This window comes from Aquibium sp. ELW1220, assembly GCF_030398385.1.
Taxonomy (GTDB): domain Bacteria; phylum Pseudomonadota; class Alphaproteobacteria; order Rhizobiales; family Rhizobiaceae; genus Aquibium.
The window spans coordinates 97,916-124,358 of the sequence record NZ_JAOAOQ010000009.1 but is presented as its reverse complement, the minus strand read 5'-3'; the positions used below and the strand labels follow the sequence as shown (position 1 = coordinate 124,358).

21 protein-coding genes are annotated in these 26,443 nt (G+C 66.1%); 13 read left to right on the top strand and 8 right to left on the bottom strand.

The features are described from left to right. Positions 1–121: 121 nt before the first annotated feature. Positions 122–577, bottom strand: a complete 456-nt coding sequence (locus N1F91_RS11075; RefSeq protein ID WP_289992137.1) for an SRPBCC domain-containing protein — start codon at positions 575–577, stop codon at positions 122–124. After that, positions 574–903, bottom strand: coding sequence for a metalloregulator ArsR/SmtB family transcription factor (locus tag N1F91_RS11070; protein ID WP_289992136.1), 330 nt, complete (start codon positions 901–903; stop codon positions 574–576). The genes N1F91_RS11075 and N1F91_RS11070 overlap by 4 nt, the downstream gene beginning before the upstream one ends. A gap of 193 nt (positions 904–1,096) precedes the next feature. On the opposite strand from N1F91_RS11070, the gene N1F91_RS11065 reads away from it, so the two are divergent. The 10 genes from N1F91_RS11065 (at position 1,097) to N1F91_RS11020 (ending at position 12,637) form a co-directional block, all read left to right on the top strand. Further along, positions 1,097–2,542 carry a homospermidine synthase gene (locus N1F91_RS11065; protein ID WP_289992134.1) on the top strand — a complete coding sequence of 482 codons (1,446 nt, stop codon included), beginning with the start codon at positions 1,097–1,099 and terminating at the stop codon, positions 2,540–2,542. A gap of 80 nt (positions 2,543–2,622) precedes the next feature. Further along, complete coding sequence (locus N1F91_RS11060) at positions 2,623–2,997, top strand: hypothetical protein (RefSeq protein WP_289992132.1); 375 nt, start codon at positions 2,623–2,625, stop codon at positions 2,995–2,997. A 37-nt stretch (positions 2,998–3,034) separates the two neighbouring features. After that, on the top strand, positions 3,035–3,715 hold the full coding sequence (locus tag N1F91_RS11055; RefSeq protein ID WP_289992130.1) for a zinc metallopeptidase: 681 nt from the start codon (positions 3,035–3,037) through the stop codon (positions 3,713–3,715). A gap of 25 nt (positions 3,716–3,740) precedes the next feature. Then, positions 3,741–4,994 carry an AMP-binding protein gene (locus N1F91_RS11050; RefSeq protein WP_289992128.1) on the top strand — a complete coding sequence of 418 codons (1,254 nt, stop codon included), beginning with the start codon at positions 3,741–3,743 and terminating at the stop codon, positions 4,992–4,994. Between the two features lie 159 nt (positions 4,995–5,153). Continuing rightward, positions 5,154–7,487 (top strand): 5'-nucleotidase C-terminal domain-containing protein, encoded by a 2,334-nt coding sequence (locus N1F91_RS11045; protein ID WP_289992127.1) that lies wholly within the window; start codon positions 5,154–5,156, stop codon positions 7,485–7,487. Between the two features lie 136 nt (positions 7,488–7,623). Beyond that, positions 7,624–8,688, top strand: a complete 1,065-nt coding sequence (gene hemH, locus N1F91_RS11040; protein ID WP_289992125.1) for a ferrochelatase — start codon at positions 7,624–7,626, stop codon at positions 8,686–8,688. A gap of 61 nt (positions 8,689–8,749) precedes the next feature. Continuing rightward, entirely contained in the window at positions 8,750–9,964 is a 1,215-nt protein-coding gene (locus N1F91_RS11035) for an FAD-dependent oxidoreductase (protein ID WP_289992123.1), read from the top strand. A gap of 99 nt (positions 9,965–10,063) precedes the next feature. After that, the gene (locus N1F91_RS11030; RefSeq protein ID WP_289992121.1) at positions 10,064–11,080 is read left to right on the top strand and encodes an alpha/beta fold hydrolase; all 1,017 of its coding nucleotides are present in this window, start codon (positions 10,064–10,066) and stop codon (positions 11,078–11,080) included. Between the two features lie 119 nt (positions 11,081–11,199). Beyond that, complete coding sequence (locus N1F91_RS11025) at positions 11,200–12,153, top strand: SPFH domain-containing protein (RefSeq protein WP_289992120.1); 954 nt, start codon at positions 11,200–11,202, stop codon at positions 12,151–12,153. Between the two features lie 25 nt (positions 12,154–12,178). After that, positions 12,179–12,637: an NfeD family protein gene (locus tag N1F91_RS11020; protein ID WP_289992119.1), complete on the top strand. Its 459-nt coding sequence runs from the start codon at positions 12,179–12,181 to the stop codon at positions 12,635–12,637. A gap of 12 nt (positions 12,638–12,649) precedes the next feature. On the opposite strand, the gene N1F91_RS11015 is transcribed toward N1F91_RS11020, so the two are convergent. Further along, positions 12,650–13,648 carry a KpsF/GutQ family sugar-phosphate isomerase gene (locus tag N1F91_RS11015; protein WP_289992117.1) on the bottom strand — a complete coding sequence of 333 codons (999 nt, stop codon included), beginning with the start codon at positions 13,646–13,648 and terminating at the stop codon, positions 12,650–12,652. 139 nt (positions 13,649–13,787) lie between these two features. Between N1F91_RS11015 and N1F91_RS11010 the strand changes: the two genes are divergently transcribed. Beyond that, the gene (locus N1F91_RS11010; protein ID WP_289992115.1) at positions 13,788–15,425 is read left to right on the top strand and encodes an outer membrane beta-barrel protein; all 1,638 of its coding nucleotides are present in this window, start codon (positions 13,788–13,790) and stop codon (positions 15,423–15,425) included. Between the two features lie 39 nt (positions 15,426–15,464). On the opposite strand, the gene galU is transcribed toward N1F91_RS11010, so the two are convergent. Beyond that, a complete protein-coding gene (gene galU, locus N1F91_RS11005; RefSeq protein WP_289992110.1) occupies positions 15,465–16,367 on the bottom strand; it encodes a UTP--glucose-1-phosphate uridylyltransferase GalU in 903 nt (300 codons plus the stop codon). 203 nt (positions 16,368–16,570) lie between these two features. Between galU and N1F91_RS11000 the strand changes: the two genes are divergently transcribed. Together N1F91_RS11000 and N1F91_RS10995 are read left to right on the top strand one after the other, a co-directional pair. Continuing rightward, positions 16,571–17,791 carry a lytic murein transglycosylase gene (locus N1F91_RS11000; RefSeq protein WP_289992109.1) on the top strand — a complete coding sequence of 407 codons (1,221 nt, stop codon included), beginning with the start codon at positions 16,571–16,573 and terminating at the stop codon, positions 17,789–17,791. Between the two features lie 5 nt (positions 17,792–17,796). Beyond that, entirely contained in the window at positions 17,797–19,056 is a 1,260-nt protein-coding gene (locus tag N1F91_RS10995; RefSeq protein WP_289992107.1) for a DUF459 domain-containing protein, read from the top strand. A 33-nt stretch (positions 19,057–19,089) separates the two neighbouring features. Here the strand turns inward: N1F91_RS10995 and N1F91_RS10990 are convergent, their stop codons facing one another. The 4 genes from N1F91_RS10990 to gltB form a co-directional block, all read right to left on the bottom strand. Beyond that, positions 19,090–19,281, bottom strand: a complete 192-nt coding sequence (locus tag N1F91_RS10990; RefSeq protein ID WP_289992106.1) for a hypothetical protein — start codon at positions 19,279–19,281, stop codon at positions 19,090–19,092. 162 nt (positions 19,282–19,443) lie between these two features. Beyond that, a complete protein-coding gene (locus tag N1F91_RS10985) occupies positions 19,444–20,898 on the bottom strand; it encodes a glutamate synthase subunit beta (protein WP_289992105.1) in 1,455 nt (484 codons plus the stop codon). Positions 20,899–20,912: 14 nt separating this feature from the next. Continuing rightward, positions 20,913–21,518 carry a DUF4274 domain-containing protein gene (locus N1F91_RS10980; protein ID WP_289992104.1) on the bottom strand — a complete coding sequence of 202 codons (606 nt, stop codon included), beginning with the start codon at positions 21,516–21,518 and terminating at the stop codon, positions 20,913–20,915. A gap of 47 nt (positions 21,519–21,565) precedes the next feature. Then, positions 21,566–26,308, bottom strand: a complete 4,743-nt coding sequence (gene gltB / locus N1F91_RS10975) for a glutamate synthase large subunit (RefSeq protein WP_289992103.1) — start codon at positions 26,306–26,308, stop codon at positions 21,566–21,568. Positions 26,309–26,443: the final 135 nt, after the last annotated feature.

The following is a 26,443-nucleotide window of genomic DNA, read 5'->3' as shown; positions in this document are numbered from 1 at the left end:
CCTCTGGCCCCCAATGTAGCGTCGCCAAGCGCGTCTGTGAAGGGCGTACCGTACCGTTCGGTACGGTTCGTTCCGATTGGCCACAGCCGGGGCAGGAAGCACGACCTGACGCGCCCCTGCGTCAGCCGCTTGCCGCAGTTTCAGCCGCCAGTAGCCGTCCGACGGCGTCCAGCAGAGCCGTCCAGCCGTGGCGCCGCCCGTCCAAGCCGTCGCTGGGCGGAATGACGCACATCTGCTCGGTATAGGTCAGCCGCGTGCCGCCGCCGTGGTCGGCGAAGACGACGGTGGCGAGGGAAACGGTGTGGACGCGCCCGTTCACGGCCATGGAATAGGCCATCACGATACGCTCGCTCTCGACGATCTCGAAATAGCGCGTCTCGTTGACGTGCTCCCCCATCGCATCGCGATGCGACGCGCGTTCGCTGCCGCCGACCCGGAAATCCATCCGGTGGCCGGTCGAGCCGAACCATGCCGCCTTCTTCTCGGGCGACGACCATGCCGACCAGACGTGCTCAGGACAGTTGGGATAGAGGCGCTCGATGGTGAAGCTGTCGTGGGTGATCGAGAAATCGTTCATTGCGTGTCCCTTTCCAGAAACGAACCCAGTCGGTCGAGGCGCGCCTCCCAGGCGGCACGGTGCCGGCGAACCCAGCCCTCGATCTCGTCCAGCCGCTGCGGCACCAGAGCAACAGTCCGGACGCGCCCGGACTTTGTCGAGGCGACAAGGCCCGCCTCCTCCAGCACCTTCAGGTGCTTGAGGAAGGACGGGCCAGCCATTGCATGCGGCCGGGCCAGATCGGACACCGATGCGGGACCGCGGCAGAGCCGTTCCACCACCGCCATGCGGGTGGGATCGGAGAGGGCCGCGAAGACCGGTGCGAGATCGGGAGAACAGATAGCCATTCAACTACCTATTCCCTGAAAGGCTGCCCGGTCAACAAAAAAGGTATCCGCGCGGCTACCTTTTCCGCTGCTGGGTCATCCGCGCCGCCCCGCGCTCTGTTGTGCCCTGCCCTTTATTGTGACACCAAACTATGGTTTAGCCGCCTTTTGTGGCCTGCAACGGTCGCGCGGACGAACGAAGGAGCACTTGCGAATGGCGAAACAGACCTGGCCGGTCCACGGCGAGATCACCGGCCCGATCGTGATGATCGGCTTCGGCTCCATCGGCCGCGGCACGCTCCCCCTGCTCGAGCGCCACTTCAGGTTCGACAAGTCGCGCATGGTCGTCATCGACCCGTCCGATGCCGACAAGGCATTGCTCGACGAGCGCGGCATCGCCTTCGTCAAGGAGCACGTGACGAAGAAGAACTACAAGGACCTGCTGACGCCGCTGCTGACCAACGGCCAGGGCCAGGGCTTCTGCGTCAACCTGTCGGTCGACACCGGCTCGCTCGACCTGATGAAGCTCTGCCGCAAGCTGGGCGTGCTCTATATCGACACCGTCGTCGAGCCCTGGCTCGGCTTCTATTTCGACAAGGACGCCGACAACGCCTCGCGCACCAATTATGCGCTGCGCGAAACCGTGCGCGCCGAGAAGGCGAAGCACCCCGGCGGCACCACGGCGGTTTCCTGCTGCGGCGCCAATCCGGGCATGGTGTCCTGGTTCGTCAAGCAGGCGCTGGTCAACCTCGCCGCCGACATGAAGGTGAAGATCGCCGAGCCGGCCACCGACGACCGCGAGGGCTGGGCGAAGATGATGAAGAAGCTCGGGGTCAAGGGCATCCACATCGCCGAGCGCGACACCCAGCGCACCAAGAACCCCAAGCCGATGGACGTGTTCTGGAACACATGGTCCGTCGAGGGCTTCATTTCGGAGGGTCTGCAGCCGGCCGAACTGGGCTGGGGCACGCACGAAGAGTGGAAGCCGAAGAACGCCCGCAAGCACAAGAAGGGCTCGAAGGCCGGCATCTTCCTGGAACAGCCGGGCGCGAACACCCGCGTGCGCACATGGTGTCCGACGCCGGGGCCGCAATACGGCTTCCTCGTCACGCACAACGAGGCCATTTCCATCGCCGACTACTTCACCGTTCGCGACGGCAAGGGAGAGGTGACCTACCGGCCGACCTGCCACTATGCCTACCATCCCTGCAACGACGCGGTGCTGTCGCTGCACGAGATGTTCGGTGCCGCCGGCAAGGCGCAGTCGGTGCAGCACGTGCTCGACGAGACCGAACTGGTCGACGGCAAGGACGAACTCGGCGTGCTGCTCTACGGCCACGAGAAGAACGCCTACTGGTATGGTTCGCAGCTGACCCTTGAGGAGGCGCGCAAGCTCGCTCCCTACCAGAACGCGACCGGCCTGCAGGTGTCGTCCTCGGTTCTGGCCGGCATGGTCTGGGCGCTGGAGAACCCGCAGGCAGGCATCGTCGAGACCGACGAAATGGACTACCGGCGCTGTCTCGAGGTCCAGCGGCCCTATCTCGGCCCGGTCAACGGCTACTACACCGACTGGACCCCGCTCGACGGTCGTCCGGGTCTCTTCGAAGAGGATCTGGACACCAGCGATCCCTGGCAGTTCCGGAACATCCTCGTTCGCTGAACATTGGGGCAACTTCTGCCGCGCCTTGCTTTTGCTTCTGCGGCGCGGCATGAAAAGTCTACCCTTGAGAGGAGGTCTCCATGAAGGCTCTACGTTTGGTCGCGGCGGCGACCGCACTGGCCGCGCTGGCCGGCTGCACGTTCGACGGACCGCGCGGCGGTGGAGCCGGGCCTATGGCCCGCGCGCCGAGCGGCGTCGAGGGCGACTGGATGGGCACCGACGGCGTGGCCGTGTCGCGCTTTACCGGTGGCCGGTTCGAGACGTTTGCCACCGATACCGGGAACAAGCTGGCGGAAGGCAACTACGTCCAGCGCGACGCGCGCACGATCGACATCAACCTGACCTCCCTGATCCGTCAGACCACGTCGAGCGTTGCCTGCAGCCTGGTCAACGCGCGTCAGCTGAACTGCACGAGTTCGACGGGCAGCCAATTCGTCCTCGTGCGGCGCGCCTGAGGGCACGGCGGCCTCCGGCCGGCCGGGGTAGAGCGACATGATCGCGGTCATCGTCGCGATCGTCGTCCTGGCGGCCGTCACCCTGCCACAGCTTCTGGTTCGCACGACGATCAGCCGGCATGCCGTCGAGCGACCGGACCTGCCGGGCACTGGCGGCGAACTCGCGCGCCATCTTCTGGATCGCTTCGACCTTGGGCATGTCAAGGTCGAGATCACCGACAAAGGCGATCACTACGATCCCGATGCGGCCGTCGTGCGGCTTCTGCCGCAGCATCATGACGGCCGCTCGCTTTCGGCGGTGGCCATCGCCGCGCACGAGGTTTCGCACGCCATCCAGCACGGAAACGGCGAGCGGAAGCTGGCGTTGCGACAGCGGCTGGCCAAGGTCGCTCTGTTCACCGACCGGATCGCCGGCATCTTCTTCATCGCCGCTCCCGTCCTCACCGTCGTCATCCGAAGTCCCGCAGCACTAGCAGGCGCGATCGCGATCGGCATCGCGCTCCTGTCGGTCCGCGTCGTGGTCAATCTCGTGACCTTGCCCGTGGAGACCGACGCGAGCTTCGCCAAGGCTTTGCCCATCCTGAAGGAGGGCGGCTATCTCTCCGAGGACGACCTGCCCGCCGCGCAAAGCGTGCTGCGTGCCGCCGCCTTCACCTATGTCGCCGGGGCACTGATCTCCCTGATCAATCTTGCGCGCTGGATCAGGCTCCTGCGATAAGGGGCCGCCGAGGGAGGAACCGCCGATGAAAGCCTATTTCGACGAACTGGAGACACGCGATCCCGAGCGGCGCGAGGCTGACCTGTTCGGCCGGCTGCCCGGTTTCCTCGCCGGTGCGCTCAAGAAGGCACCAGGTCTTGCCCGCTTCCTCGACGGCATCGATCCGGCGGCAATCGATTCCCGCGCTGCGCTGACGGCCCTGCCCGTGCTGCGAAAGTCGGAACTGATGGAGTTCCAGGCCGCCAACCCGCCCTTCGGCGGCTTCGCCGACGAAGGCGCCATGCGCGGTCGCCGCGTCTTTCTTTCGCCGGGTCCGATCTGGGAGCCGGAGGCGCCCGAGGAGGAGGCCATCCACTCCGCCCGCGCCTTCTTCGCCGCCGGCATCCGGCCGCGCGATACGGTCCACAACGCGTTTTCCTATCACCTGACGCCCGGCGGCTTCCTGCTCGATGCCGGCGCGCGCGCGCTCGGCTGCACCGTCTTTCCCGCCGGGATCGGCAACACCGACATGCAGGTCGACGCGGCTGCGGCACTGAAGCCGAGCGTCTATTGCGGAACGCCGGACTTCCTGAAGGTCATGCTCGACCGCGCCGACCAGGCCGGCAAGGACCTCTCTTCCTTTTCCCGCGGGCTGGTTTCGGGCGGGGCGCTGTTTCCGTCACTGCGGGCGGAATATGCGTCTCGCGGCGTCAAGGTGCTGCAGTGCTACGCGACCGCCGAGTTCGGCGTCATCGCCTACGAGGCGTCCGATCCGGACGGCAATCCGCATCCCGGCATGCTGCTGAACGAGAACCTGATCGTCGAGATCGTGCGTCCCGGCACCGGCGATCCCGTCGAAGACGGCGAGGTCGGCGAGGTGGTCGTCACCGGGTTCAATTCCGTCTATCCGCTGGTCCGACTCGGCACCGGCGATCTCTCCGCCATCATGACCGGCACCTCGCCCTGCGGCCGTACGTCGAGGCGTATCCGTGGCTGGATGGGACGCGCCGACCAGCGCACCAAGATCAAGGGCATGTTCGTCGATCCGAAACAGGTCGCCGAGGTGATACGCCGACACCCGGGCATCGCGCGCGCCCGCCTCGTCGTCACCCGCGATGGCGAAAGCGACGCCATGGCGCTGAAGGTCGAGACATCGAATGGGGCGGTCCCCGACACTGCCGCCCTTGGTGCCTCGCTGCGCGACATCACGAAACTCGGCGGGACGATCGAGATCGTTCCGCCCGGTAGCCTGCCGAACGACGGCAAGGTGATTGCCGACGATCGCGACTACAGCGCCTGACCGGTGTCGACGAAGTGCCTTGCATCCGCGCCGAGCCGATGGGAACATGGCCCACGACGATGCAACACCCCTGACATCCGGATCGGCTAAGAACCGGCCACGACCTCGCTTCGCTCGTCCGGAAACGCGACAGTTCCGGACACCCACAGGAGACCGACCATGAAGAAGCTCATAACCATCGCCGCGCTTTCGGCCTCGACGCTCGCGCTGTCGACGGCCGCGTCGTTTGCCGACTACACGCTGAACATCCTGCACATCAACGACCTGCATTCGCGCATCGAGGCGATCAACAAGTACGACTCGACCTGCTCGGAGAAGGAAGCGGCGGAAGCCAAGTGCCTTGGCGGCATCGCCCGCGTGAAGACCAAGCTCGACGAGCGCCGCAACGCGCTCAAGGCCGCCAACGAGAACGTGATCGTGCTGGACGCCGGCGACCAGTTCCAAGGCTCGCTGTTCTACACGACCTACAAGGGCAAGGACACGGTCGAGTTCATGAACGCCATCGGCTTCGACGCGATGGCGGTCGGCAACCACGAGTTCGACGACGGTCCGGCGCTGCTCGCCGCCTTCATCGACGAGGCGAAGTTCCCGGTCATCTCGGGCAACACCAAGGTTGCGGACGCCGAGACGGCGCTTGCCGGCAAGATCAAGGAGAACGTGGTCCTCGACGTCGGCGGCGAGAAGATCGGCATCGTCTCCGTGCTGGCGACGGACACCGACGTGACCTCGTCGCCGGGCGCCAACGTCTCCTTCGAGGACGAGATCGAATATCTGAAGGGCGCCGTCTCCCGCCTCGAGGCCGAAGGCGTCAACAAGATCGTTCTCCTGTCGCATGTCGGCTTCCCGAAGGACCAGGACATCGCCGCGGCGGTCGACGGCATCGACGTCATCGTGGGCGGCCACAGCCACACGCTGCTGTCTAACACCGAAGAGGGCGCGCCGAAGTACCCGACGATGGTCAAAAATCCCGGCGGCCAGGACGTGCCGATCGTTCAGGCCTATGCCTATTCGAAGTATGTCGGCGAGCTCCAGGTGGTGTTCGACGATGCCGGCGTCGTCAAGACCGCGACAGGCGATACCGTCCTGCTCGACAGCTCGGTCACGCCCGACGCCGCGCTCGAGGCTCGTGTCAAGGAACTCGGCGCGCCGATCGCGGAACTGAAGCTGCGGCCGGTGTCCGAAGCAACCGCGACCATCGACGGCAACCGCGACGTCTGCCGCACGCAGGAATGCTCGATGGGCAACCTCGTGGCTGACGCCATGCTGGAGCGCACCAGGGGCCAGGGTGTGACCATTGCCATCCAGAACGGCGGCGGACTGCGCGCTTCCATCGACGAGGGCCAGATCACCATGGGCGAGGTCCTGACCGTCCTGCCCTTCCAGAATTCGATCGCGACCTTCCAGCTGTCGGGCAAGGACCTCAAGGCCTCGATCGAGCAGGGCCTGTCCGAGATCGAGGAAATCAAGGGCAAGTTCCCGCAGGTCGCCGGCCTGAAATATTCCTTCGACATGTCGGTCGCGCCGAACGAAGGCCGCCTCCAGTCGATCGAGACCATGGAAAACGGCGCCTGGGTGCCGCTCGACGACGCGAAGGTCTACTCCGTCGTCACCAACAACTTCATGCGCGGCGGCGGCGACGGCTATAAGCTCTTCGCGACCAACGCCCAGAACGCCTACGATTTCGGTCCGAGCCTCGAAGACGCAGTCGCCGAGTACCTTGCGGCCAACAATCCCTACACGCCGAAGGTCGAGGGCCGCATCACCGTGATCGCTGCCGCTGCCCCGGCCGAAGAGCAGAAGGCCGAGGCCGCGCCGGCCGAAGCCGCACCCGCTGCCGAACCGGCCGCCGAAGCGCCCGCGACGGCGGAGACGAAGCTGCCCGAACTGCCCGCCATGTCCTCCACCCTGACTGCGACCGCCCCGACCGTACCGGTCGACGAGGCCGCCCAGAAGGCCGAGGCCGAGGCGAAGGCCGCTGCCGAAGCCGCAGAGAAGGCAGCAGCCGAAGCTGCCGCCAAGGCCGAGGAAGAAGCCAAGGCCGCGGCCATGAAGGCCGAGGAAGAGGCGAAGGCTGCAGCCGCCAAGGCGGAAGAAGAGAAGATGGCAGCCGAAAAGGCAGCAGCCGAGGCCGCCGCCAAGGCCGAGGAAGAAGCCAGGGCCGCGGCCATGAAGGCCGAGGAAGAGGCGAAGGCCGCCGCCGCCAAGGCGGAAGAAGAGAAGATGGCAGCCGATAAGGCAGCAGCCGAGGCGGCCGCCAAGGCCGAGGAAGAAGCCAAGGCCGCGGCCATGAAGGCCGAGGAAGAGGCGAAGGCGGCTGCCGCGGCTTCGGCGCCTGCGCCCTACATGATCGTGCGCGGCGACAACTACTGGAACCTGTCGCGCAAGTTCTACGGTCGTGGCGCGATGTGGAAGAAGCTCCAGGAGGCCAATCCGGACTACAACCCGATGGATCTCCCGATCGGCGCTTCGCTGGTCGTGCCGCCCGCCAACTGACGTCCGCTCCCGCGACGAATCGACCCGCCTCCGGCTCCGGAGGCGGGTTTTCACGTTCCGGCGGCAACTCGGCCAGCGTGTCCGGATTGAATCTCCGGCGTTTCACGCTATCTCCGTCGGTCCGAAGGGGAACTTCATGAACGTCACGATCCATGCCGACATGCCGAACGTCCGGGCGATCGGACCGCTTCCGGCGGACCATCCGCCGGTGGCCCTGCCGAAGGTCGGTGTGCTTCTGGTCAATCTCGGCACGCCTGACGGGACCGACAAAGTTTCGATGCGCCGCTACCTGGCGGAGTTCCTCTCCGACCGCCGCGTCATCGAGTGGCCGCGCGCCTTCTGGTACCCGATCCTCTACGGCATCGTGCTCAACACGCGGCCGAAGAAGTCCGGCGCGCTCTACGACAAGATCTGGAACCGCGAGAAGAACGAATCGCCGCTGCGCACCTACACCCGGGCGCAGTCCGAGAAGCTCGCCGAAGCCCTGGCGTCCCACGACAACGTGGTGGTCGACTGGGCGATGCGCTACGGCAATCCGTCGATCGCGAGCGTTCTCGACCGCATGACGAAGGCCGGCTGCGACCGCATCGTCATGTTCCCGCTCTATCCGCAATACTCCGCCACCACGACGGCCACCGTGAACGACAAGTTCTTCGAGGCGCTGGTGCAGATGCGGTGGATGCCGGCGGTGCGCACCGTGCCTGCCTATCATGACGAGCCGGTCTACATCGACGCGCTCGCCCGCTCGATCGAGAAGCACCTGGCAACGCTCGACTTCGAGCCCGAGGTGGTGATCGCCTCCTACCACGGCATCCCGCAGAGCTATTTCAAGCGCGGCGATCCCTATCACTGCCATTGCATGAAGACGACGCGCCTGCTGCGCGAGCGACTAGGCTGGGACAAGGAACGGCTGATCACCTGCTTCCAGTCCCGTTTCGGTCCGGAGGAATGGCTGCAGCCATACACCGACAAGACCGTGGAGAAGCTCGCGACCGACGGCGTGAAATCGATTGCCGTCTTCAATCCCGGCTTCGTCTCGGATTGCCTGGAGACGCTCGAGGAAATCGCGGGGGAAGTGGGCGAGCTCTTCCATGAGCATGGCGGCACGAATTTCACCCACATTCCTTGCCTGAACGACTCGGAAGAAGGCATGGCGGTCATCGAGGCCATGATCCGGCGCGAATTGGGCGGCTGGGCCTGATCGACGGAACCGTCGGGGCGCCTGCCCGTTGCGGAGGCGCCTCGAACGGAGTTCCTCCTGCATGACCCGAAAGCTCGACCTGCATACCGGCAGCCCGGTATGGAGAGCCTACCGCGCGCCTGGACCGGCGGCTGAGCCGCTCGCGCGCGACGTGAAGGCCGACGTCGCGATCGTGGGGATGGGCATCAGCGCGGCGATGACTGCCGACGCCCTGTCGGGCGCCGGGCTGTCTGTCATCCTGATCGACAGACGCGGCCCCATGCTCGGTTCGACGGCTGCGACGACAGCCCTCGTCCAGCACGAGATCGACCAGCCGCTCTCCACGCTCTCCCGCCGGATCGGCCAGGACCGCGCCGAGCGCGCCTGGCGCCGCTCCCGGCTGGCCGTCGGCAATCTCGCCGCGCGCATCGCAGAACTCGGCATCGACTGCCGGCTCACCGAACGGCCCTCGCTCTATCTGGCCGGAAACGTGCTGGCGCCCGAGGCGCTGCGGGCGGAAGGCGAGGCGCGCAATGCTGCCGGCCTTCATGGCGCCTATCTGTCCGCCGGCCAGTTGAAGGAGCGGTTCGGTATCGACCGGAAGGCGGCCCTCTTGTCCTACGGCAATCTCGCGCTCGATCCGCGCCGCCTGACGGCGGGCCTCCTGGCTTCGGCGAAGAGCCGGGGCGCCCGGCTTCACGCGCCCGTCGAGGCGACGACCTACGAGAGCCACCGCGGCGGCGTGTCCATCGGCACGAAGGAAGGCCCCGTCATCTCAGCCACCGCTGCCGTCCTGGCCACCGGCTACGAACTCGCCGACATCGTGCCCCATGACGGTCACGAGATCATATCGACCTACGCCATCGCGACACGCCCGCAACCGCGCGCCATCTGGCCCAAGGCGGCCTTCATGTGGGAGGCGTCCGACCCCTATCTCTATCTCCGCGCCACCCATGACGGGCGCATCGTCTGCGGCGGCGAGGACGAGGGATTTTCCGACGAGATGGCCAGGGACATGCTGATCCCCGAAAAGACGCAGCGGATCGCCGAAAGACTGGGCCGGCTCCTGCCCGGCGTCGACACGACCCCGGACTATGCCTGGGCTGGTGCCTTCGGCACCACCCCCTCCGGTCTGCCGCTCATCGGGCCGGTTCCGGGCAGGCCGGGCTTCCACGCAGTGCTCGGCTACGGCGGCAATGGCATCACCTTCTCCCGCATCGCCTCGGAACTGATCACGGCAGCCCTGACAGGGCGGAAGGACCGCGACGCCGACCTGTTCGCCTTCGACCGCGACTGAGGTCAAAAGCGTTCGCACCGGCGAAGGGCCGCACGTGTCCTTTTGCCTTGCAGCGCCGGCTGGGCTAAGCCGTCACCGAGGCGGACGGGGAGACGGCGCGTGTTCGAAAAGCTCATAGCCATTGCGGCGATCTTCGTCGCGATCTGTATTGCGATCGCGCTGACGCTGGTGGCCTCGTCGGCTCCTCCGGCGGCAGGGGGGCAAGGCGCCGCTGAGGACGAGACCCTCGACTTCGCGCCGGCATTCGCGCAGGATCTGTCCGATCTGCCTGCATCGTCGAGCTTCGACGCCCGCGATGGGACCGCCCTTCCCTTCCGGCGATACCCCGGGGCGCCGGGTCGCTACGTCGTGTTGATTCACGGCTCTGGCTGGCACGGCATGCAGTTCCACGCCATGGCGAAGCGCCTGGCCGCGGCCGGGCTCGGGACGGTGATCGTGCCGGACATGCGCGGCCATGGCGAGGCGCCGGTCCGGCGCGGCGACATCGACCATATCGGCCAGCTGGAAGAAGACACCGCGGACCTGATCGTCGCCCTGCGCGACGAGGCTGGCGGTCAGGCGCGGGTCGTGCTTGGCGGCCATTCCTCGGGCGGCGGCTTCGTCGTTCGTTTCGCCGGCGGCACCTATGGCGACATGGTCGACGCCTATGTTCTGATGGCGCCCTTCCTCAAATACGACGCGCCGACCACCCGGCCCGATTCCGGCGGCTGGGCGCAGCCTGCCACACGTCGCATCATCGGCCTCATCATGCTGAATGCCGTCGGCGTGACGGCACTCAACCACCTGCCGGTCATCTCCTTCGCCATGCCGAAGGCCGTGCTGGACGGACCGCTCGGCCACACGGCGACGACCAGCTACAGCTACAGGCTCAACACCTCGTTTGCTCCCCGCTCCGACTACCAGGCCGACCTGAAGGCCATGACGGCGCCCTTCCTGCTGATCGCCGGAGCCGACGACGAGGCGTTCTTCGCCGATCGCTACGAAGCGACCATCGCACCGCACGCGCCCGGCGGATCCTATGTGGTCCTCCCCGGTGTCGGCCACCTCGCCATCGTGTCGAACGACGCGGCGATCGCCGCGGTTGAGACATTCCTGAAGGGCCTTTCCGGCGACTGAGGTCGCGTACCGGCCTTCACGAATTGTTTCCGCCATGATTCACCCCTACATGATCCTCACGATCCGGCGTCGGCCGAATCGCGATCGGCCTGCGTGCGGGCGAACAAGGGGGAAAGCCGTTGCCATTCACGGGTTTTGACATCGTCGTCGTCATCCTGGTCATCCTCGTGCTGCTGGTGCTCTTTGCCGGCATCAAGACGGTGCCGCAGGGGTCCAACTGGACCGTCGAGCGCTTCGGCCGCTACACGCGCACGCTGGCGCCCGGCCTCAATCTCATCGTTCCCTTCATCGATCGCATCGGCGCCAAGCTGAACATGATGGAGCAGGTGCTCGACGTCCCGACCCAGGAGGTGATCACCCGCGACAACGCCATCGTGGCAGTGGACGGCGTCGCGTTCTACCAGGTCCTCGTCGCCGCCCAGGCGGCCTATCAGGTCTCCGACCTGCAGAACGCGCTGCTCAACCTGACCATGACCAACATCCGCTCGGTGATGGGATCGATGGATCTCGACGAACTGCTGTCCAACCGCGAGGCGATCAACGAGCGCCTGCTGCGCATCGTCGACGAGGCGGGCAAGCCGTGGGGCATCAAGGTCACGCGCGTCGAGATCAAGGACATCAACCCGCCGGCCAACCTGGTGGAATCGATGGCCCGCCAGATGATGGCCGAGCGTAACAAGCGCGCCCAGATCCTGGACGCGGAGGGTCTCAAGCAGGCGCAGGTGCTGGAGGCGGAGGGCCGCAAGGAAGCCGCTTTCCGAGATGCCGAGGCGCGCGAGCGCTCCGCCGAGGCCGAGGCGCGCGCGACCCAGGTCGTCTCCGAGGCGATCGCCAAGGGTGACGTTCAGGCGATCAACTATTTCGTGGCCCTGAAGTACACAGAGGCGCTTGCCAAGATCGGTTCGTCCGGCAACAGCAAGATCGTTATGCTGCCGATCGAGGCATCGGCACTGGTCGGCTCGCTTGGCGGCATCGGCGCAATCGCCAAGGAAGTGTTCGGTGGTCAGTCGCCGACCCAGAACACGCGCGGCGCCAACCGCCCGCCGGTCGTGCGGCCGACGGACGAGTCCTGATCCGGGCGCAGCGGGAGACGACGACATGATCGAGCGTATCGTGAGCGAACTCGGCCCGTGGAACTGGATGGTCCTGGGCTTCGTCCTGCTCGCGCTGGAAATCTTCGTGCCGGGCGTCTTCCTGGTCTGGATCGGGATCGCCGCGATCGCGATCGGCGCCCTGTCCTTCTTCGTCTGGGACGCCGCCTTCTGGACCTGGCAGATCCAGGTGCTTGCCTTCCTTGCCGCGTCGCTCGCAGCTGCCTGGTTCGGCTACCGTTTCTACCGCCGCGACAGCACGCCGACCGACGAACCGCTTCTCAACCAGCGCGCCCGCCAGCTCGTCGGCCGCACGGGAACCCTCGAGCACCCGATCCGCAACGGCCGCGGCCGCCTCAAGCTCGGCGACACCTGGTGGAGCATCGTCGGGCCGGACGCCGCTCCGGGTGCGCAAGTGCGGGTCTGCGACGTCAGGGACGGAGATCTCGTGGTCGAGCCGGTCTGAGTTGCCGGCGGCTCAGGCCGCCCCGAGCTTCAGCAGGTCGTGGAAGTGCACGACGCCGAGCGGATAGCCGTTCTCTTCGACCACCAGCGCGCTGATGTTGTGCTCGTTGAGCAGCGCCATCGCCTCGGCAGCCAGCAGGCGCGGGCCGATGGTCTTTGGCGTGCGCGTCATCAGGTCGTCGATGCGCGTGTCTGCGAGGTTGAGGTGCAGGCTGCGCGCCAGGTCGCCATCGGTGAAGATGCCGGCGATTCGTCCGTCGTCACGCGTCACGCACACGCAGCCGAACCGCTTGCGCGCGAGTTCGCGGATCGCGTCCGGCATCAGGGTACCGAGCGGCACGGTCGGCAGTTCGTCGCCCGCATGCATTATCTCGCGCACCTGCGTCAGGTTGGCGCCCAGCTGGCCACCGGGGTGGAAGGTGCGGAAATGATCGGGCGTGAAGCCGCGTGCCTCCAGCAGCGCGATCGCCAGTGCGTCGCCGACCGCCAGTTGCAGCAGCGTCGACGTCGTCGGTGCCAGACCGTGCGGACAGGCTTCCGGCGCCCTGGGCAGGCACAGCACGACGTCGGCGGCGGTCGCCAGGGTCGAGGCCTCGCCCGAAGTCATGGCGATCAGCGGGATCTTGAACCGGCGCGAGTAGGCGACGATGCCCTTGAGCTCGGCGCTCTCGCCCGACCATGACATGGCCACGATCGCGTCGTCGGCCGCGATCATGCCGAGGTCACCATGATTGGCTTCGGCCGGATGGACGAAGAAGGCAGGCGTGCCGGTCGAGGCGAGCGTCGCGGCGAGCTTCGAGCCGATGTGGCCGCTCTTGCCGACACCCGTGACGATCACCCGACCCGAAATTTGCGACAGGATACCGATCGCCGTGGCGAAAGGCTCTGAAAGCCCGTTGTCGAGCGCGGCGGCCAGAGCCGCAAGGCCCGCCTGTTCGGTCGCGATGGTTCGCATCGCGGACGCGATCGCCTCGCGGGCATCGGATTTCGTCTTCGGTCTCTGTCCATGCATGCGTGCCGTCTAGAACAATGTCTTCGGACTGTCCAACGCTGTTTGCCGACCGTCGGCAGGCATGCTCAACGCTCCGTTAACCAAGCCTGTTTACGCTTCGCCAAAGTCTGCGCGGCGGGCGCGGTCGTGGGAAAACGTAATGTCGATGATAGGGGCGGTCTGGACAACGCGCATCGGCGGCCGCCGCATCCTGCTCGCGACGGTCGGTCTCGCCGCGCTCTCGGCCCATGCCGTCGCGCAGGACGCCGCGCTGCGTGGCGAGCTTCCCGCAGCCGACATCCAGCGCCGGGCAGACGGGAGCGCTACCGCCCTGTCGCTTCCGCCCTACCGCCCGGCGAGCGCAGGCGCGGTACCGGACGAACCGGATGACGGCGCCAGCCTCTTCCCGTTCGAAGCGGAACCCGAGCAGGCAGCCGCTCCCGCCATGCCGCGGCGGGCGGCAACGACGCGCCAGGAGCGCTCGGACGCGCAAGCTGCACGGACCGAGGCGCCGGACGCGGCGGCTCCGGCCGAACCGGTCGTCGAACCCGCCCAAGGCCGCGCGCAGCGCGTCGACGCGCTGGACGAGGAGTTGAACCGGCGCGCCGAAGCCGAGAACACCAGGCTGGATGCCATAGAAACCGGCACCATTGAGCAGGAGGAGAACCCTTATGCGCCACTCGGCCTCAGGCTTGGAACTTTCGACGCCACGGTGACGCTCGATCAGGGCATCCTGTGGTCGTCCAACATCAACACGACGCAGCAGGGCGGCGAGGCCTTCGTCTCGCAGACGGAACTGCGCCTGCGTGCCGTCTCCGACTGGACAAGCCATTCGGCCGAGATCAACGCGGTTGGGATTTTCCAGAAGTCCGTTTCCGGCGAGGACTTCAAGGAGACCGAGCTCGGCATCGATGGTGCACTTGCCTACGAACTCGGCCGCGACACGACGGTGACCGCGACCGCCTCCTACCGGATCGCGCCGGAAGCCGCTTCGTCTCCGATCGTCCTGCCCGCCACCGACGACGAGCCGCTGAATCACGAGATGTCGGCGAGCCTCGGGGTGCAGCGCAGCTTCGGCCGCACCAGTCTCGGCCTGACCGGCTCGGTCGAGCGGGAGGTCTTTTCCGATCTCGAGGGCCTGTGCTGCGGGACCGTCTCGCAGGAGGATCGCAACTTCACGCTGTCGACGCTCGCGCTGCGCGCCGGTTACGAGGTCTCGCCCGCGTTCACCCCCTTCGTCGAGGCCGAGATCGGTCGCCGCAACTACGACCTGGAGCAGGACACCTCCGGCTATCGCCGTTCCGCCGACCGCTACGCTCTGAAGGGGGGAGCAGAGATCGACCTCGGCGAGAAGATCGAAGGCGAAGTTTCGATCGGCTGGCTGAGGGAGAGCTTTGATGACGATCGGCTCGTGCCGGTCTCGGCCCTCCTGCTCGACGGCGTCCTGTCCTGGTCGCCGATGCGGGGCACGACACTGCGATTGACCGGCGGGACTTCGGTAGAGGGCTCGACCACCGCCGCCGACAGCGGATCCGTGCTCTACACATCCCGCGTGGAACTTTTGCGCGAAGCCCGGCCCAACCTGACGCTCGGGCTGCTGGGTGGCATCTCGTTCCGCGACTACGTGAACTCGTCGGACACCGAGACGACCCTCTCGGCCGAGGCCAGCTCCACCTGGTGGATGAACCGCTTCGCCGGGATCAACGGCCGCATCCGCCACGAGCGGTTCGACAGCACCCGGCCGAACCGCGATTACGACGAGAGCAGCATCTATCTCGGACTGAAACTGCAGCGCTGAAGGTGACCGACGGATCGGTTCCTTCAGCGCCGGACTTTCTCAGCTCCCGGTCTTGCGGAGCCCGGGCGCATAGTCGTCGAGCAGCCCGGCGATCATCGCGCTCATGCGTGGCGACAGGTCCTTGCGCCACAGCGCGAAGGCCACGTTCGCCTCCACGAAGCCTTCGGGCGAGCCGCAATCGAAGGTCCGGCCCTGATAATGGAAGCCGTGGAAGGGCTGCCGGGCCTGCAGCTTCAGCATCGCGTCCGTGAGCTGGATCTCGTTGCCCGCGCCGCGCTCCTGCTCCGACAGGATGTCGAAGATCTCAGGCTGCAGGATGTAGCGGCCGTTGAGGTAGAGATTGGACTGCGCCGTGCCGCGCGCAGGCTTCTCAACCATCGACGTCACCTCGAAGCCGCTCGCGACGTCCGGGCCGCGTCCGACGATGCCGTATTTGTGGGCTTCGTCGGGGTCGCATTCCTGCACCGCCACGACGTTGCCTCCAGCCTGTTCGTGCAGTTGCACCATCGAGCGCATGCAGCCCTTGTCCGATTGCATGATCATGTCCGGAAGCAGCACCGCGAAGGGCTCGTCGCCCACGAGCTGGCGGGCACACCACACCGCATGCCCGAGCCCGAGCGGAACCTGCTGGCGGGTGAAGGATGTCTGTCCCGGCTCCGGCTGCATGCGCTGCAGCATCGCCAGCTGCTCGTCCTTCCCCCGCTGCGCCAGCGTGTCGTAGAGCTCGAACTGCAGGTCGAAATGGTCTTCGATCACCGCCTTGTTGCGGCCGGTCACGAAAATGAAGTGCTCGATGCCGGCATCCCGCGCCTCGTCGACGACGTACTGGATCACCGGCTTGTCGACGACCGTGAGCATCTCCTTGGGGATCGCCTTCGTCGCGGGAAGGAAGCGGGTGCCGAGACCCGCCACAGGAAACACTGCCTTGCGCACTTTTTTCATTCGACCGACCATTGGATCTGGTGTTGCTTGCTGGAAGACATCTTGGTGCCGGAATTGCCGACCATCGTCGGGAACGGGAGGCTTGCGCCTCGGAGAATTGCCGGCAACTCGATCGTTTATTGAGAATTCGACCTATGGTAAACCCTTCGCTAACCGGAGCAGGCCAAGAATCCGACCTTTGCGGAACGTCCTTGGAGAATGCAATGTTCCAGATCAAGATGCGGATTCGTACTGGTGCCCTCGCCGCCGCAGCGGTGCTGGCGACCTCCGCGCTTTGCCAGCCTGCATTCGCTGATGCAGGATTCCAGAAGTGGGTTGCAGGTTTCCGGTCGGTCGCCGCCCAGAGCGGCATCTCCGGCTCGACCTATGACCGGGCCTTCCGGGGCGTGAATGCGCCCGATCCCGAAGTGCTCGAGAAGGCGCGCTACCAGCCCGAGTTCACAGCGCCGGTGTGGGACTATTTCGACAACCGGGTGCACGAAGATTCGATCGCCGTCGGCCGCCAGATGGCGCGCCAGTGGAAACCCTGGCTCGACCGGATCGAACGCCAGTACGGCGTCGACCGCCACATCCTGCTGGCGATCTGGTCCATGGAATCGAACTACGGCGAGATCCTGAAGAACGACAAGGTGATGCGCAACGTGGTGCGCTCGCTGTCGACACTGGCTTATGCCGACAAGCGGCGTGCGAAGTTCGCACGACAGCAGCTCATCGCGGCGCTGGAAATCCTTCAACGCGGCGACATCGACGAGAGCCACCTCACCGGCTCCTGGGCCGGCGCGATGGGCCACACCCAGTTCATCCCGACGAGCTACAAGGCCTATGCGGTGGACATGGACGGCAACGGCCGGCGTGACATCTGGAGTTCCGTGCCCGACGCCCTGGCGACTGCCGCAAACCTGCTGCGCCAGAACGGCTGGCAGACCGGCAAGACCTGGGGTTACGAGGTGACGCTGCCGGCAGGCCGCAAGTTCCCGGGCGGGTCGATGTCGCTCTCGAAGTGGCAGGGTATCGGCGTCGTGCGCGCCCGCAACAAGCCCTTCCCGTCCCCGTCCGACAATGCGGAACTGAAGGTTCTCGACGGACGCGAAGGCCCGGCCTTCCTGATGACGAAGAATTTCTTCGTGCTGAAACGCTACAACAACGCCGACAAGTACGCGCTGGCCGTCGGCCTGCTAGCCGACGAGATCGCCGGCCATGGCGGCCTCGTTCGGGACTGGAACCGGCCGTTCACGAAGCTGTCCTTCGACGAGAAGCAGGAGTTGCAGAAGCACCTTTCCGCGCTCGGCTATTATGACGGCAAGGTCGACGGCAAGATCGGTCAGGGCTCACGGTCGGCGATCGTCGCCGTCCAGCAGGCGCTCGGCATGCAGCCGGACGGTCATCCGAGCAAGGAAGTCCTCTCGCGGCTGCGGAAGAAGTGAGGCTCATGGGTCGTTCTCCTCGCGCCCGCATCGCCGCCTGGCTCGCCCTGACGATCGTGCTCGCGACGATCGTCACGGCGGGCGGCGGAGCATTGTTGGCGGTTTCCGGCACGCCGGCCTACGCCCAGGAACGACCCCGAACCCTCTTCGAACTCCTGTTCCGGCGCGATGAACCACTGTTCCGGCGGGGCGAGCGCCGCCGCGAAGCGGCGCCGCAGCGGTCGCAGCCGCGCAACGTCAAGCGCGTTCCCCGGACGGACCGCGCAACGGCGCCCGCCCAGAGCGCCGCGGCAGAACTCGACAAACAGGAAGACGCGCGCGTTCTTCTGGTGGTCGGGGACTTTCTGGCTGGCGGCCTCGCCGAAGGATTGGGAACGGTCTACGCCGAGGATCCGACGGTTCGGGTCGTCGATCGCTCCAATGGCTCGTCGGGCTTCGTGCGCGACGACTTCTACGACTGGCCGGGACGCATCGGGACGATTGTCGAGGAAGAGAAGCCTGCGGTCGTCGTCGTGATGCTGGGCTCCAACGATCGCCAGGCGATGCGCGTCGGCGGCTCGTCCGAGGACGTCCGGTCCGAGAAATGGGAAGCGGAATACACGGCCCGCTCGTCGCGTTTCCTTGCAGAGATCACCGGCCGGAACGTTCCCGTCGTCTGGGTCGGACTGCCGTCGTTCCGGTTTCCGAAGATGTCGTCCGACATGATCGCCTTCAACGACATCCAGCGCGGTGTCACGGAGGCGGCGGGCGGCGTCTTCGTCGACATCTGGGACGGCTTCATCGACGAAACCGGCGCCTTCGTCACCAACGGCCCCGACATCAACGGCCAGCCGGTGCGCCTGCGCGCCGGCGACGGGATCAATTTCACCCAGGCAGGCAAGCGCAAGATCGCCTTCTACGCCGAGAAGCCTCTCGCGCGGCTGCTGCAGACGGGTCCCGCAGCACTGGCCCCGGATGCAGGCATCGGCGAGATGTTCGGCCCGCCGATCCCCGGCGAGGCGCCGGTCATCCAGCACACGCCGCCGGTCTCGCTTCTGGATCCCGCGCTCGATGGCGGCGATGAACTGATGGGCCTCGTCGTCGAGCCGAGACGCACGACAGCGCTCACGCCAGCGCAGAAGCTGGTGATCCAGGGCGTTGCTCCCGAGCCGCGGCCTGGGAGGGTAGATGATTTCGGATCCAGCCCGCTGCCGCTGGCGGCAGCAGTCTCGACCGAAGAACCATCCTCGGACATGCGATCCGTGACCGGCGCGGTCGTCGAGTAGACGGCGGGCGGCGAGGTTGCGCGTCGCGACTGGTCAGCGCAGGCTTTCCAGTTTGCGGGCAAGCAACCAGGCGATCGGGATGGCCACGACGGCGCCTGCAACGGCCGCGCCGGCCATCATGGTTGCGTCGAAACCGCGCATGTCCAGCGTCAGCAATGCGGTGAGGAATACGCCCATCAGAACGGGCGCGACGAGAATGTAGGCGACGAGCGGAAGCTTGGCCATGATGCCCTCCAGACCGGCCACTTCGGCCGGCGGCTGGAGAATGGCCGAAGCCCGCCGCTCTCGACTTGATCTGGCTCAACTGGCGCACGGCGTTAGCCGGAGTCCAGCCCGATACCACGAGGCCAGCTCCGCTCGAACCGTGGATGCCGCGACCCTTCCGCCTCACCGTGGCAGGAGGGTCGAGCCCATCAGCGCCTCGTCGATGGCGCGCGCCGCCTGGCGTCCCTCGCGGATGGCCCAAACCACCAGCGACTGGCCGCGGCGCACGTCGCCTGCCGCATAGAGCCGGTCCATGCTGGTGCGATAGTCGCGGTCGTTGGCCACCACGTTCTTCGAGCCGCGGCGGTCGGTGTTGATCGCGAGCTTGCCTTCCAGCTCGACTGCCACCCCGGTCTCCGCCGGACCGGAGAAGCCAATGGCGATGAAGGCGAGATCGGCGCGGATGACGAATTCGGTGCCGGCGATCGGCTTGCGCGCCTCGTCGACCTCGCAGCACTTCACACCGGTCAGGACGCCGTCCTCGCCGATGAACTCGAGCGTCGCGACCTGGAACTCGCGCTCGGCGCCCTCGGCCTGCGAGGACGACGTGCGCATCTTGGTCGCCCAGTAGGGCCAGACGGTGAGCTTGTCTTCCTTTTCGGGCGGCTGCGGCCGGATGTCGAGCTGGGTGACGCGCACGGCGCCCTGCCGGAAGGCGGTGCCGACGCAGTCCGACGCTGTGTCGCCGCCGCCGACGACCACCACGTGCTTGCCACCCGCCAGGATCGGCTCTGAAGGCCATGCAACCGACTGGATGTCCTCGCCGCCGATGCGGCGGTTCTGCTGCACGAGATAGGGCATGGCATCGTGCACGCCATGGAGGTCGCGGCCCGGCATGTCGGACGGACGCGGCTTTTCCGAGCCGCCGCAATAGAGCACCGAATCATAGCTGGCGAGGAGGTCCTCGACCGTCTTGTCGACGCCGACATTGACGCCGCAGAAAAATGTCACGCCTTCGCCTTCCATCTGCGCGACGCGACGGTCGATCGTGTGCTTCTCCATCTTGAAATCGGGGATGCCGTAGCGCATCAGGCCGCCCGGCTTCGATTCACGCTCGTAGACATGCACCTCGTGCCCGGCGCGGCCGAGCTGCTGCGCGGCCGCCAGTCCCGAAGGGCCGGACCCGATGATCGCCACGGTCTTGCCGGTCTTCCGCTCGGGCGGGAAGGGTCGCACGAAGCCGAGTTCATAGGCCTTGTCGGCGATGGCCTGCTCGACGGTCTTGATCGCGACCGGTATGTCCTCGAGGTTGAGCGTGCAGGCTTCCTCGCAGGGCGCGGGGCAGATGCGGCCGGTCCATTCGGGGAAGTTGTTGGTCGAGTGGAGGTTGCGGATCGCGTTCTCCCAGTCGCCATTGTAGACGAGGTCGTTCCAGTCGGGGATCTGGTTGTGGACCGGACAGCCCGTCGGACCATGGCAGTAGGGAATGCCGCAGTCCATGCAGCGCGCCGCCTGCTTCTCGACCTCCTTGTCGGACATCGGCAGCGTGAACTCGCGGAAATGCCGGATGCGGTCGGACGCGGGCTGGTACTTCTGCACCTGCCGGTCGATCTCGAGAAAACCTGTTACCTTGCCCATGCTATCGGTCCAACTCAGTGCGCCATGCGTGGCGACGATCCAATGTCAACATTCGCGAAGTAGATCTCGCTTGGGATACCTTCCGGAAACCCCGGATGGGCGTTCCATTCGAAGATTGGGCGTTTCGGCAGGAATGCCAGTGCGCGTTCCCATTTCGCGTGGAGCTTTGATGGCGAAAGCATCGACGCGAACCGCCTAGTGCCCTGCTCCCAATCTTCAGACCATTGAGTTTCGAGATTTTCTTCGGTGAAACGACCATCGCCTATGAGGTCGGCGATGAGTTCGAGGAGATTGTAGACGCTCGATCGATCCTCCAAATAGCTTGCGGTGAACTCCGAAGTCGGATCGAGTACCTCGTGTGGACGAGCTGCCCAGAAAACGTGAATGGCCGTTGCCCTATCGCATGTCGGCTGGGAAACGATCCAACCGAGCACGCGATGGCCGTTGTCCCAGTTCCAACTGTAGGCACAGCGATGGCGTACGATAGGATGCGGATGGTCGTTCAGCCACTGAATGACCGCATCCGCCTCACCATCGTCCGCAGCAAAAAAATCACGATAGTCGATCACGCAACCATCCACCCATTTCGACAATGCGCCGAAGAATTGAAGCGCGAGCATAACCCATGTCCGCGCTCCCAACGCCCATCGGCGCAGCAACGACCGACCTACTCCGCCGCGATGCCCATCCGCATGCGCTCCATCTCCAGCAGCGCCCGGCGATACTCCACCGGCATCACCTTGCGGAACTTGCTCCGATAGGTCGCCCAGTCGTCGAGGATCGCGCGCGCGCGGGTCGAGCCCGTGTAGTGCGCGTGGTTGGTGATCAGCTGCACCAGCCGCTCCTCGTCGTGGCGCGTCATGTCGTCGGAGACGTTGACGCGGCCCTTGTGCATCAGGTCACCACCATGATGGTGCAGCTTCTCGAGGATGTCGTCCTCCTCCGGCACAGGCTCCAGTTCCACCATCGCCATGTTGCAGCGGTCGGCGAAGTCGCCATCCTCGTCGAGCACGTAGGCCACGCCGCCAGACATGCCCGCAGCGAAGTTGCGGCCGGTCTGGCCGATGACGACGACGACGCCGCCGGTCATGTACTCGCAGCCATGGTCGCCGCAGCCCTCGACGACGGCCACCGCGCCGGAATTGCGGACGGCAAAGCGCTCGCCGGCAACGCCCCGGAAGTAGCACTCGCCCTCGATCGCGCCATAGAGCACCGTGTTGCCGACGATGATGGATTCCTCGGCCACGATGCGCGAGTTCTCCGCCGGACGAATGACGATGCGACCGCCCGACAGGCCCTTGCCGACATAGTCGTTGCCGTCGCCGATCAGTTCGAACGAGATGCCGCGCGCCAGGAATGCGCCGAAGGACTGGCCGGCGGTGCCGGTCAGCCTGACGGAGATGGTGTCCTCCTTCAGGCCCTTGTGCTTCCACCGCTTGGCCACCGCACCCGACAGCATGGCGCCGGCCGACCGGTCCGTGTTGCGGATCGGCACCTCGATCGACACCTTCTCCTTGCGCTCCAGCGCGGGCTCGGCCAGTTCGATCAGCTTCCGGTCGAGCACGTCCTCGATCGGGTGCTTCTGGCGCGTGGTCCAGTAGGTCTCCGACTTCGGCGCATCCGGCTTGAAGAACACGCGGCTGAAGTCCAGCCCGCGCGCCTTCCAGTGGTCGATCAGATCCTCCTTGGCGAGGAGGTCGCTCTGGCCGATGATCTCGTCGATCGTGCGGTAGCCCATTTCCGCCAATAGGGCGCGAACCTCTTCCGCGACGAAGAAGAAGTAGTTGATCACATGCTCCGGGGTTCCCTTGAAGCGCTTGCGCAGCACCGGATCCTGGGTGGCGACGCCCACCGGGCAGGTGTTGAGGTGGCACTTGCGCATCATGATGCAGCCGGCCGCAATGAGCGGTGCCGTCGAGAAGCCGAATTCGTCGGCGCCCAGGAGCGCGCCGATGACGACGTCGCGACCGGTCTTCAGCCCGCCGTCCACCTGCAGCGCGATGCGTGACCGCAACCCGTTCAGCACCAGCGTCTGGTGCGTCTCGGCAAGCCCCATCTCCCAGGGGCTTCCCGCATGCTTGAGCGAGGTCAGCGGCGAGGCGCCGGTGCCGCCGTCATAGCCCGAGATGGTGATATGATCGGCGCGCGCCTTGGCGACGCCGGCGGCGACCGTGCCGACACCGACCTCCGAGACGAGCTTCACCGAGACGTCGGCCTGCGGGTTGACGTTCTTCAGATCGAAGATCAGCTGGGCCAGATCCTCGATCGAGTAGATGTCGTGGTGCGGCGGCGGCGAGATCAGGCCGACGCCCGGCGTCGAATGCCTGGTCTTGGCGATCGTCGCGTCGACCTTGTGGCCGGGCAACTGGCCGCCCTCGCCGGGCTTGGCGCCCTGCGCGACCTTGATCTGCATCATGTCCGAGTTGACGAGATACTCCGCCGTCACGCCGAAGCGCCCCGACGCCACCTGCTTGATGGCCGACCGCTCCGGGTTAACCGTGCCATCCGGCATCGGCAGGTAGCGGTCCGGTTCCTCGCCGCCCTCGCCCGTGTTGGACTTGCCGCCGATGGCGTTCATCGCGCGTGCCAGCGTCGAATGCGCCTCGCGGCTGATCGAGCCGAAGGACATCGCCCCCGTCGAGAAGCGCTTGACCAACTCGACCGCCGGCTCGACTTCCTCGATCGGCACCGGCGCGCGGCCGGCCTCGGCCGCGGTACGGATCTTGAACAGGCCGCGGACGGTTCTGGCCTGGGCGGCTGCGCCGTCGATCTGACCGGAGAACTCCTTGTAGCTTTCCCACGAGCCCTTGCGGACGGCGTGCTGCAGGGTGGCCACCGAATCCGGCGACCAGACATGCGCCTCGCCGCGAACGCGGTAGACGTACTCGCCGCCGATATCGAGTGCGTTGCGCAGGATCGGATCGTCGCTGAAGGCGGCAAGATGCCGCTCGACGGTTTCGGCCGAAACCTCCTCCAGGCCGACGCCTTCGATGGTCGTCGCCGTTCCCGTGAAGAACTTCTCCACGAAGTCCGACTTCAGGCCAACCGCGTCGAAGATCTGCGCACCGCAATAGGACTGGTAGGTCGAGATGCCCATCTTGGACATGACCTTGAGGATGCCCTTCCCGATCGACTTGATGTAGCGGTAGACCAGTTCATGCGCATCCACCTCCGGCGGAAACTCGCCGCGCTTGTGCATGTCGGTCAGCGTGTCGAAGGCCAGATAGGGGTTGATCGCCTCCGCGCCGTAGCCTGCCAGGCAGCAGAAATGATGCACCTCGCGCGGCTCGCCCGACTCCACGACAAGTCCGACCGAGGTCCGCAATCCCTTGCGGATCAGGTGATGATGCACGGCAGCGGTGGCGAGCAGCATCGGGATCGCGATGCGGTCCGGCCCGATCTGACGGTCCGAAAGGATGATGATGTTGTAGCCGCCGGCGACCGCCGCCTCGGCGCGCTCGCACAGCCGCTCCAGCGCGCGCGGCATGCCCTCGGCCCCCTCGGCGGAGGCATAGGTCACGTCGATCGTCTTGGTGTCGAAGCGGTCCTCGGTGTGGCCGATCGACCGGATCTTCTCCAGGTCGCCATTGGTCAGGATCGGCTGGCGCACCTCCAGCCGCTTGCGGCGCGAGGAGCCGACCAGATCGAAGATGTTCGGCCGCGGCCCGATGAAGGACACCAGGCTCATGACGAGTTCCTCGCGGATCGGGTCGATCGGCGGGTTCGTCACCTGGGCGAAGTTCTGCTTGAAATAGGTGTAGAGCAGCTTCGACTTGTCCGACATCGCCGAGATCGGCGTATCGGTGCCCATCGAGCCGATCGCCTCCTGGCCGGTCGTGGCCATGGGCGCCATCAGGATGCGCGTGTCTTCCTGCGTGTAGCCGAAGGCCTGCTGCCGGTCGAGCAGCGTCACGTCCTTGCGCAGCGCGCGCGGCTCCACGGGCTTCAGCTCTTCCAGGATCAGCTGGGTGTTCTCCAGCCACTGCTTGAACGGATGCTTGCCGGACACCTGGGCCTTCACCTCCTCGTCGGAGATGATGCGCCCCTGCTCCAGGTCGATGAGCAGCATGCGGCCGGGCTGCAACCGCCACTTCTTGACGATCCGCTCCTCCGGCACCGACAGCACGCCGGCTTCGGATGCCATGATCACACGGTCGTCGTCGGTCACGACGTAGCGCGCCGGCCGCAATCCGTTGCGGTCGAGCGTGGCGCCGATCTGGCGCCCGTCCGTGAAGGCCACGGCCGCCGGGCCGTCCCACGGCTCCATCAGGGCGGCGTGATACTCGTAGAAGGCCTTGCGGTCGGCATCCATCGACTTGTTGCCGGCCCAGGCTTCCGGGATCAGCATCATCATGGCATGCGCGAGCGAATAGCCGCCCTGGAACAGGAACTCCAGCGCGTTGTCGAAGCAGGCGGTGTCGGACTGCCCCTCGTAGGAAATCGGCCACAGCTTGGAGATGTCGTTGCCGAACAGTTCGCTGTCGACCGAGGCCTGCCGCGCCGCCATCCAGTTGACGTTGCCGCGCAAGGTGTTGATCTCGCCGTTGTGCGCGACCATCCGGTAGGGATGGGCGAGCTTCCACGACGGGAACGTGTTGGTCGAGAACCTCTGGTGCACGAGGATCAGCGCGCTGTCGAAGCGCGGATCCGTGAGGTCCTTGTAGTAGGCGCCGACCTGGTAGGCGAGGAACATGCCCTTGTAGACGATCGTGCGCGACGACAGCGACACCGTGTAGAACCCGTTGTCGGCTCCGGCATTCTCCGCATAGATGCGGCCCGAGATCACCTTGCGCAGGATGTAGAGCCGCCGCTCGTATTCGTCGTCGCTGGCGATCATCGGATCACGCCCGACGAAGACCTGCCGGTGCACCGGTTCGGACGCGGCGATGTGCGGCGCCTTGGACAGCGATGCATTGTCGACCGGCACGTCCCGGAATCCGATGAGCGGCAGGCCTTCGGACCTGGCCAGTTCGGCGATCACGTCCTCGACATGCGCCCGCAAACCTGCGTCGCTCGGCATGAAGAGATGACCGACGGCGTAGTGGCCGGCAGGCGGCAACTCGATGCCCTGCGCTGCCATCTCCTCGCGGAAGAAGCGATCGGGAATCTGCACGAGCACGCCCGCGCCGTCGCCCATCAGCGGGTCGGCGCCCACGGCGCCGCGATGCGTCAGGTTCTCGAGCATGGCCAGGCCATCGAGCACGATCTGGTGCGAGCGCACATTCTTCATGTTGGCGATGAAGCCGACGCCGCACGCGTCGTGTTCGTTGCGCGGATCGTAGAGACCCTGGGCAGCCGGAAAGCCGCGCTGCGCGGCGCCCGTTCCGGTGACGACGCGTTTGGCGGAACGCGCGGCAAGCTGGGCGGCCGAGCGAAGCTCCGTCGTCGCAGATGGCGTGATGTCCGTCATCGTCAATCCTCCATGGTGCTCCCCGCAGGGGGAAAGAAACGTCCTCGCCGGGCCTTATATCAGCCTGCCCGGGTCCTTGCACACGTCGCCTGCCGCGACCGTCGGACGCGCGCGAGGAACGCCCTCGCGGTCGGA

What these genes read in the sequence shown, in the direction of transcription:
- N1F91_RS10985 (WP_289992105.1), bottom strand. Translation starts at nt 20,898, where the DNA reads ATGGGCAAGGTAACAGGTTTTCTCGAGATCGACCGGCAGGTGCAGAAG.
- N1F91_RS10990 (WP_289992106.1), bottom strand. Translation starts at nt 19,281, where the DNA reads ATGGCCAAGCTTCCGCTCGTCGCCTACATTCTCGTCGCGCCCGTTCTG.
- N1F91_RS11060 (WP_289992132.1), top strand. Translation starts at nt 2,623, where the DNA reads ATGAAGGCTCTACGTTTGGTCGCGGCGGCGACCGCACTGGCCGCGCTG.
- N1F91_RS11070 (WP_289992136.1), bottom strand. Translation starts at nt 903, where the DNA reads ATGGCTATCTGTTCTCCCGATCTCGCACCGGTCTTCGCGGCCCTCTCC.
- N1F91_RS11045 (WP_289992127.1), top strand. Translation starts at nt 5,154, where the DNA reads ATGAAGAAGCTCATAACCATCGCCGCGCTTTCGGCCTCGACGCTCGCG.
- N1F91_RS11010 (WP_289992115.1), top strand. Translation starts at nt 13,788, where the DNA reads ATGTCGATGATAGGGGCGGTCTGGACAACGCGCATCGGCGGCCGCCGC.
- N1F91_RS11020 (WP_289992119.1), top strand. Translation starts at nt 12,179, where the DNA reads ATGATCGAGCGTATCGTGAGCGAACTCGGCCCGTGGAACTGGATGGTC.
- N1F91_RS11015 (WP_289992117.1), bottom strand. Translation starts at nt 13,648, where the DNA reads ATGCATGGACAGAGACCGAAGACGAAATCCGATGCCCGCGAGGCGATC.
- N1F91_RS11035 (WP_289992123.1), top strand. Translation starts at nt 8,750, where the DNA reads ATGACCCGAAAGCTCGACCTGCATACCGGCAGCCCGGTATGGAGAGCC.
- N1F91_RS11075 (WP_289992137.1), bottom strand. Translation starts at nt 577, where the DNA reads ATGAACGATTTCTCGATCACCCACGACAGCTTCACCATCGAGCGCCTC.
- gltB (WP_289992103.1), bottom strand. Translation starts at nt 26,308, where the DNA reads ATGACGGACATCACGCCATCTGCGACGACGGAGCTTCGCTCGGCCGCC.
- N1F91_RS10995 (WP_289992107.1), top strand. Translation starts at nt 17,797, where the DNA reads ATGGGTCGTTCTCCTCGCGCCCGCATCGCCGCCTGGCTCGCCCTGACG.
- hemH (WP_289992125.1), top strand. Translation starts at nt 7,624, where the DNA reads ATGAACGTCACGATCCATGCCGACATGCCGAACGTCCGGGCGATCGGA.
- N1F91_RS11050 (WP_289992128.1), top strand. Translation starts at nt 3,741, where the DNA reads ATGAAAGCCTATTTCGACGAACTGGAGACACGCGATCCCGAGCGGCGC.
- N1F91_RS11055 (WP_289992130.1), top strand. Translation starts at nt 3,035, where the DNA reads ATGATCGCGGTCATCGTCGCGATCGTCGTCCTGGCGGCCGTCACCCTG.
- N1F91_RS10980 (WP_289992104.1), bottom strand. Translation starts at nt 21,518, where the DNA reads ATGCTCGCGCTTCAATTCTTCGGCGCATTGTCGAAATGGGTGGATGGT.
- galU (WP_289992110.1), bottom strand. Translation starts at nt 16,367, where the DNA reads ATGAAAAAAGTGCGCAAGGCAGTGTTTCCTGTGGCGGGTCTCGGCACC.
- N1F91_RS11065 (WP_289992134.1), top strand. Translation starts at nt 1,097, where the DNA reads ATGGCGAAACAGACCTGGCCGGTCCACGGCGAGATCACCGGCCCGATC.
- N1F91_RS11000 (WP_289992109.1), top strand. Translation starts at nt 16,571, where the DNA reads ATGTTCCAGATCAAGATGCGGATTCGTACTGGTGCCCTCGCCGCCGCA.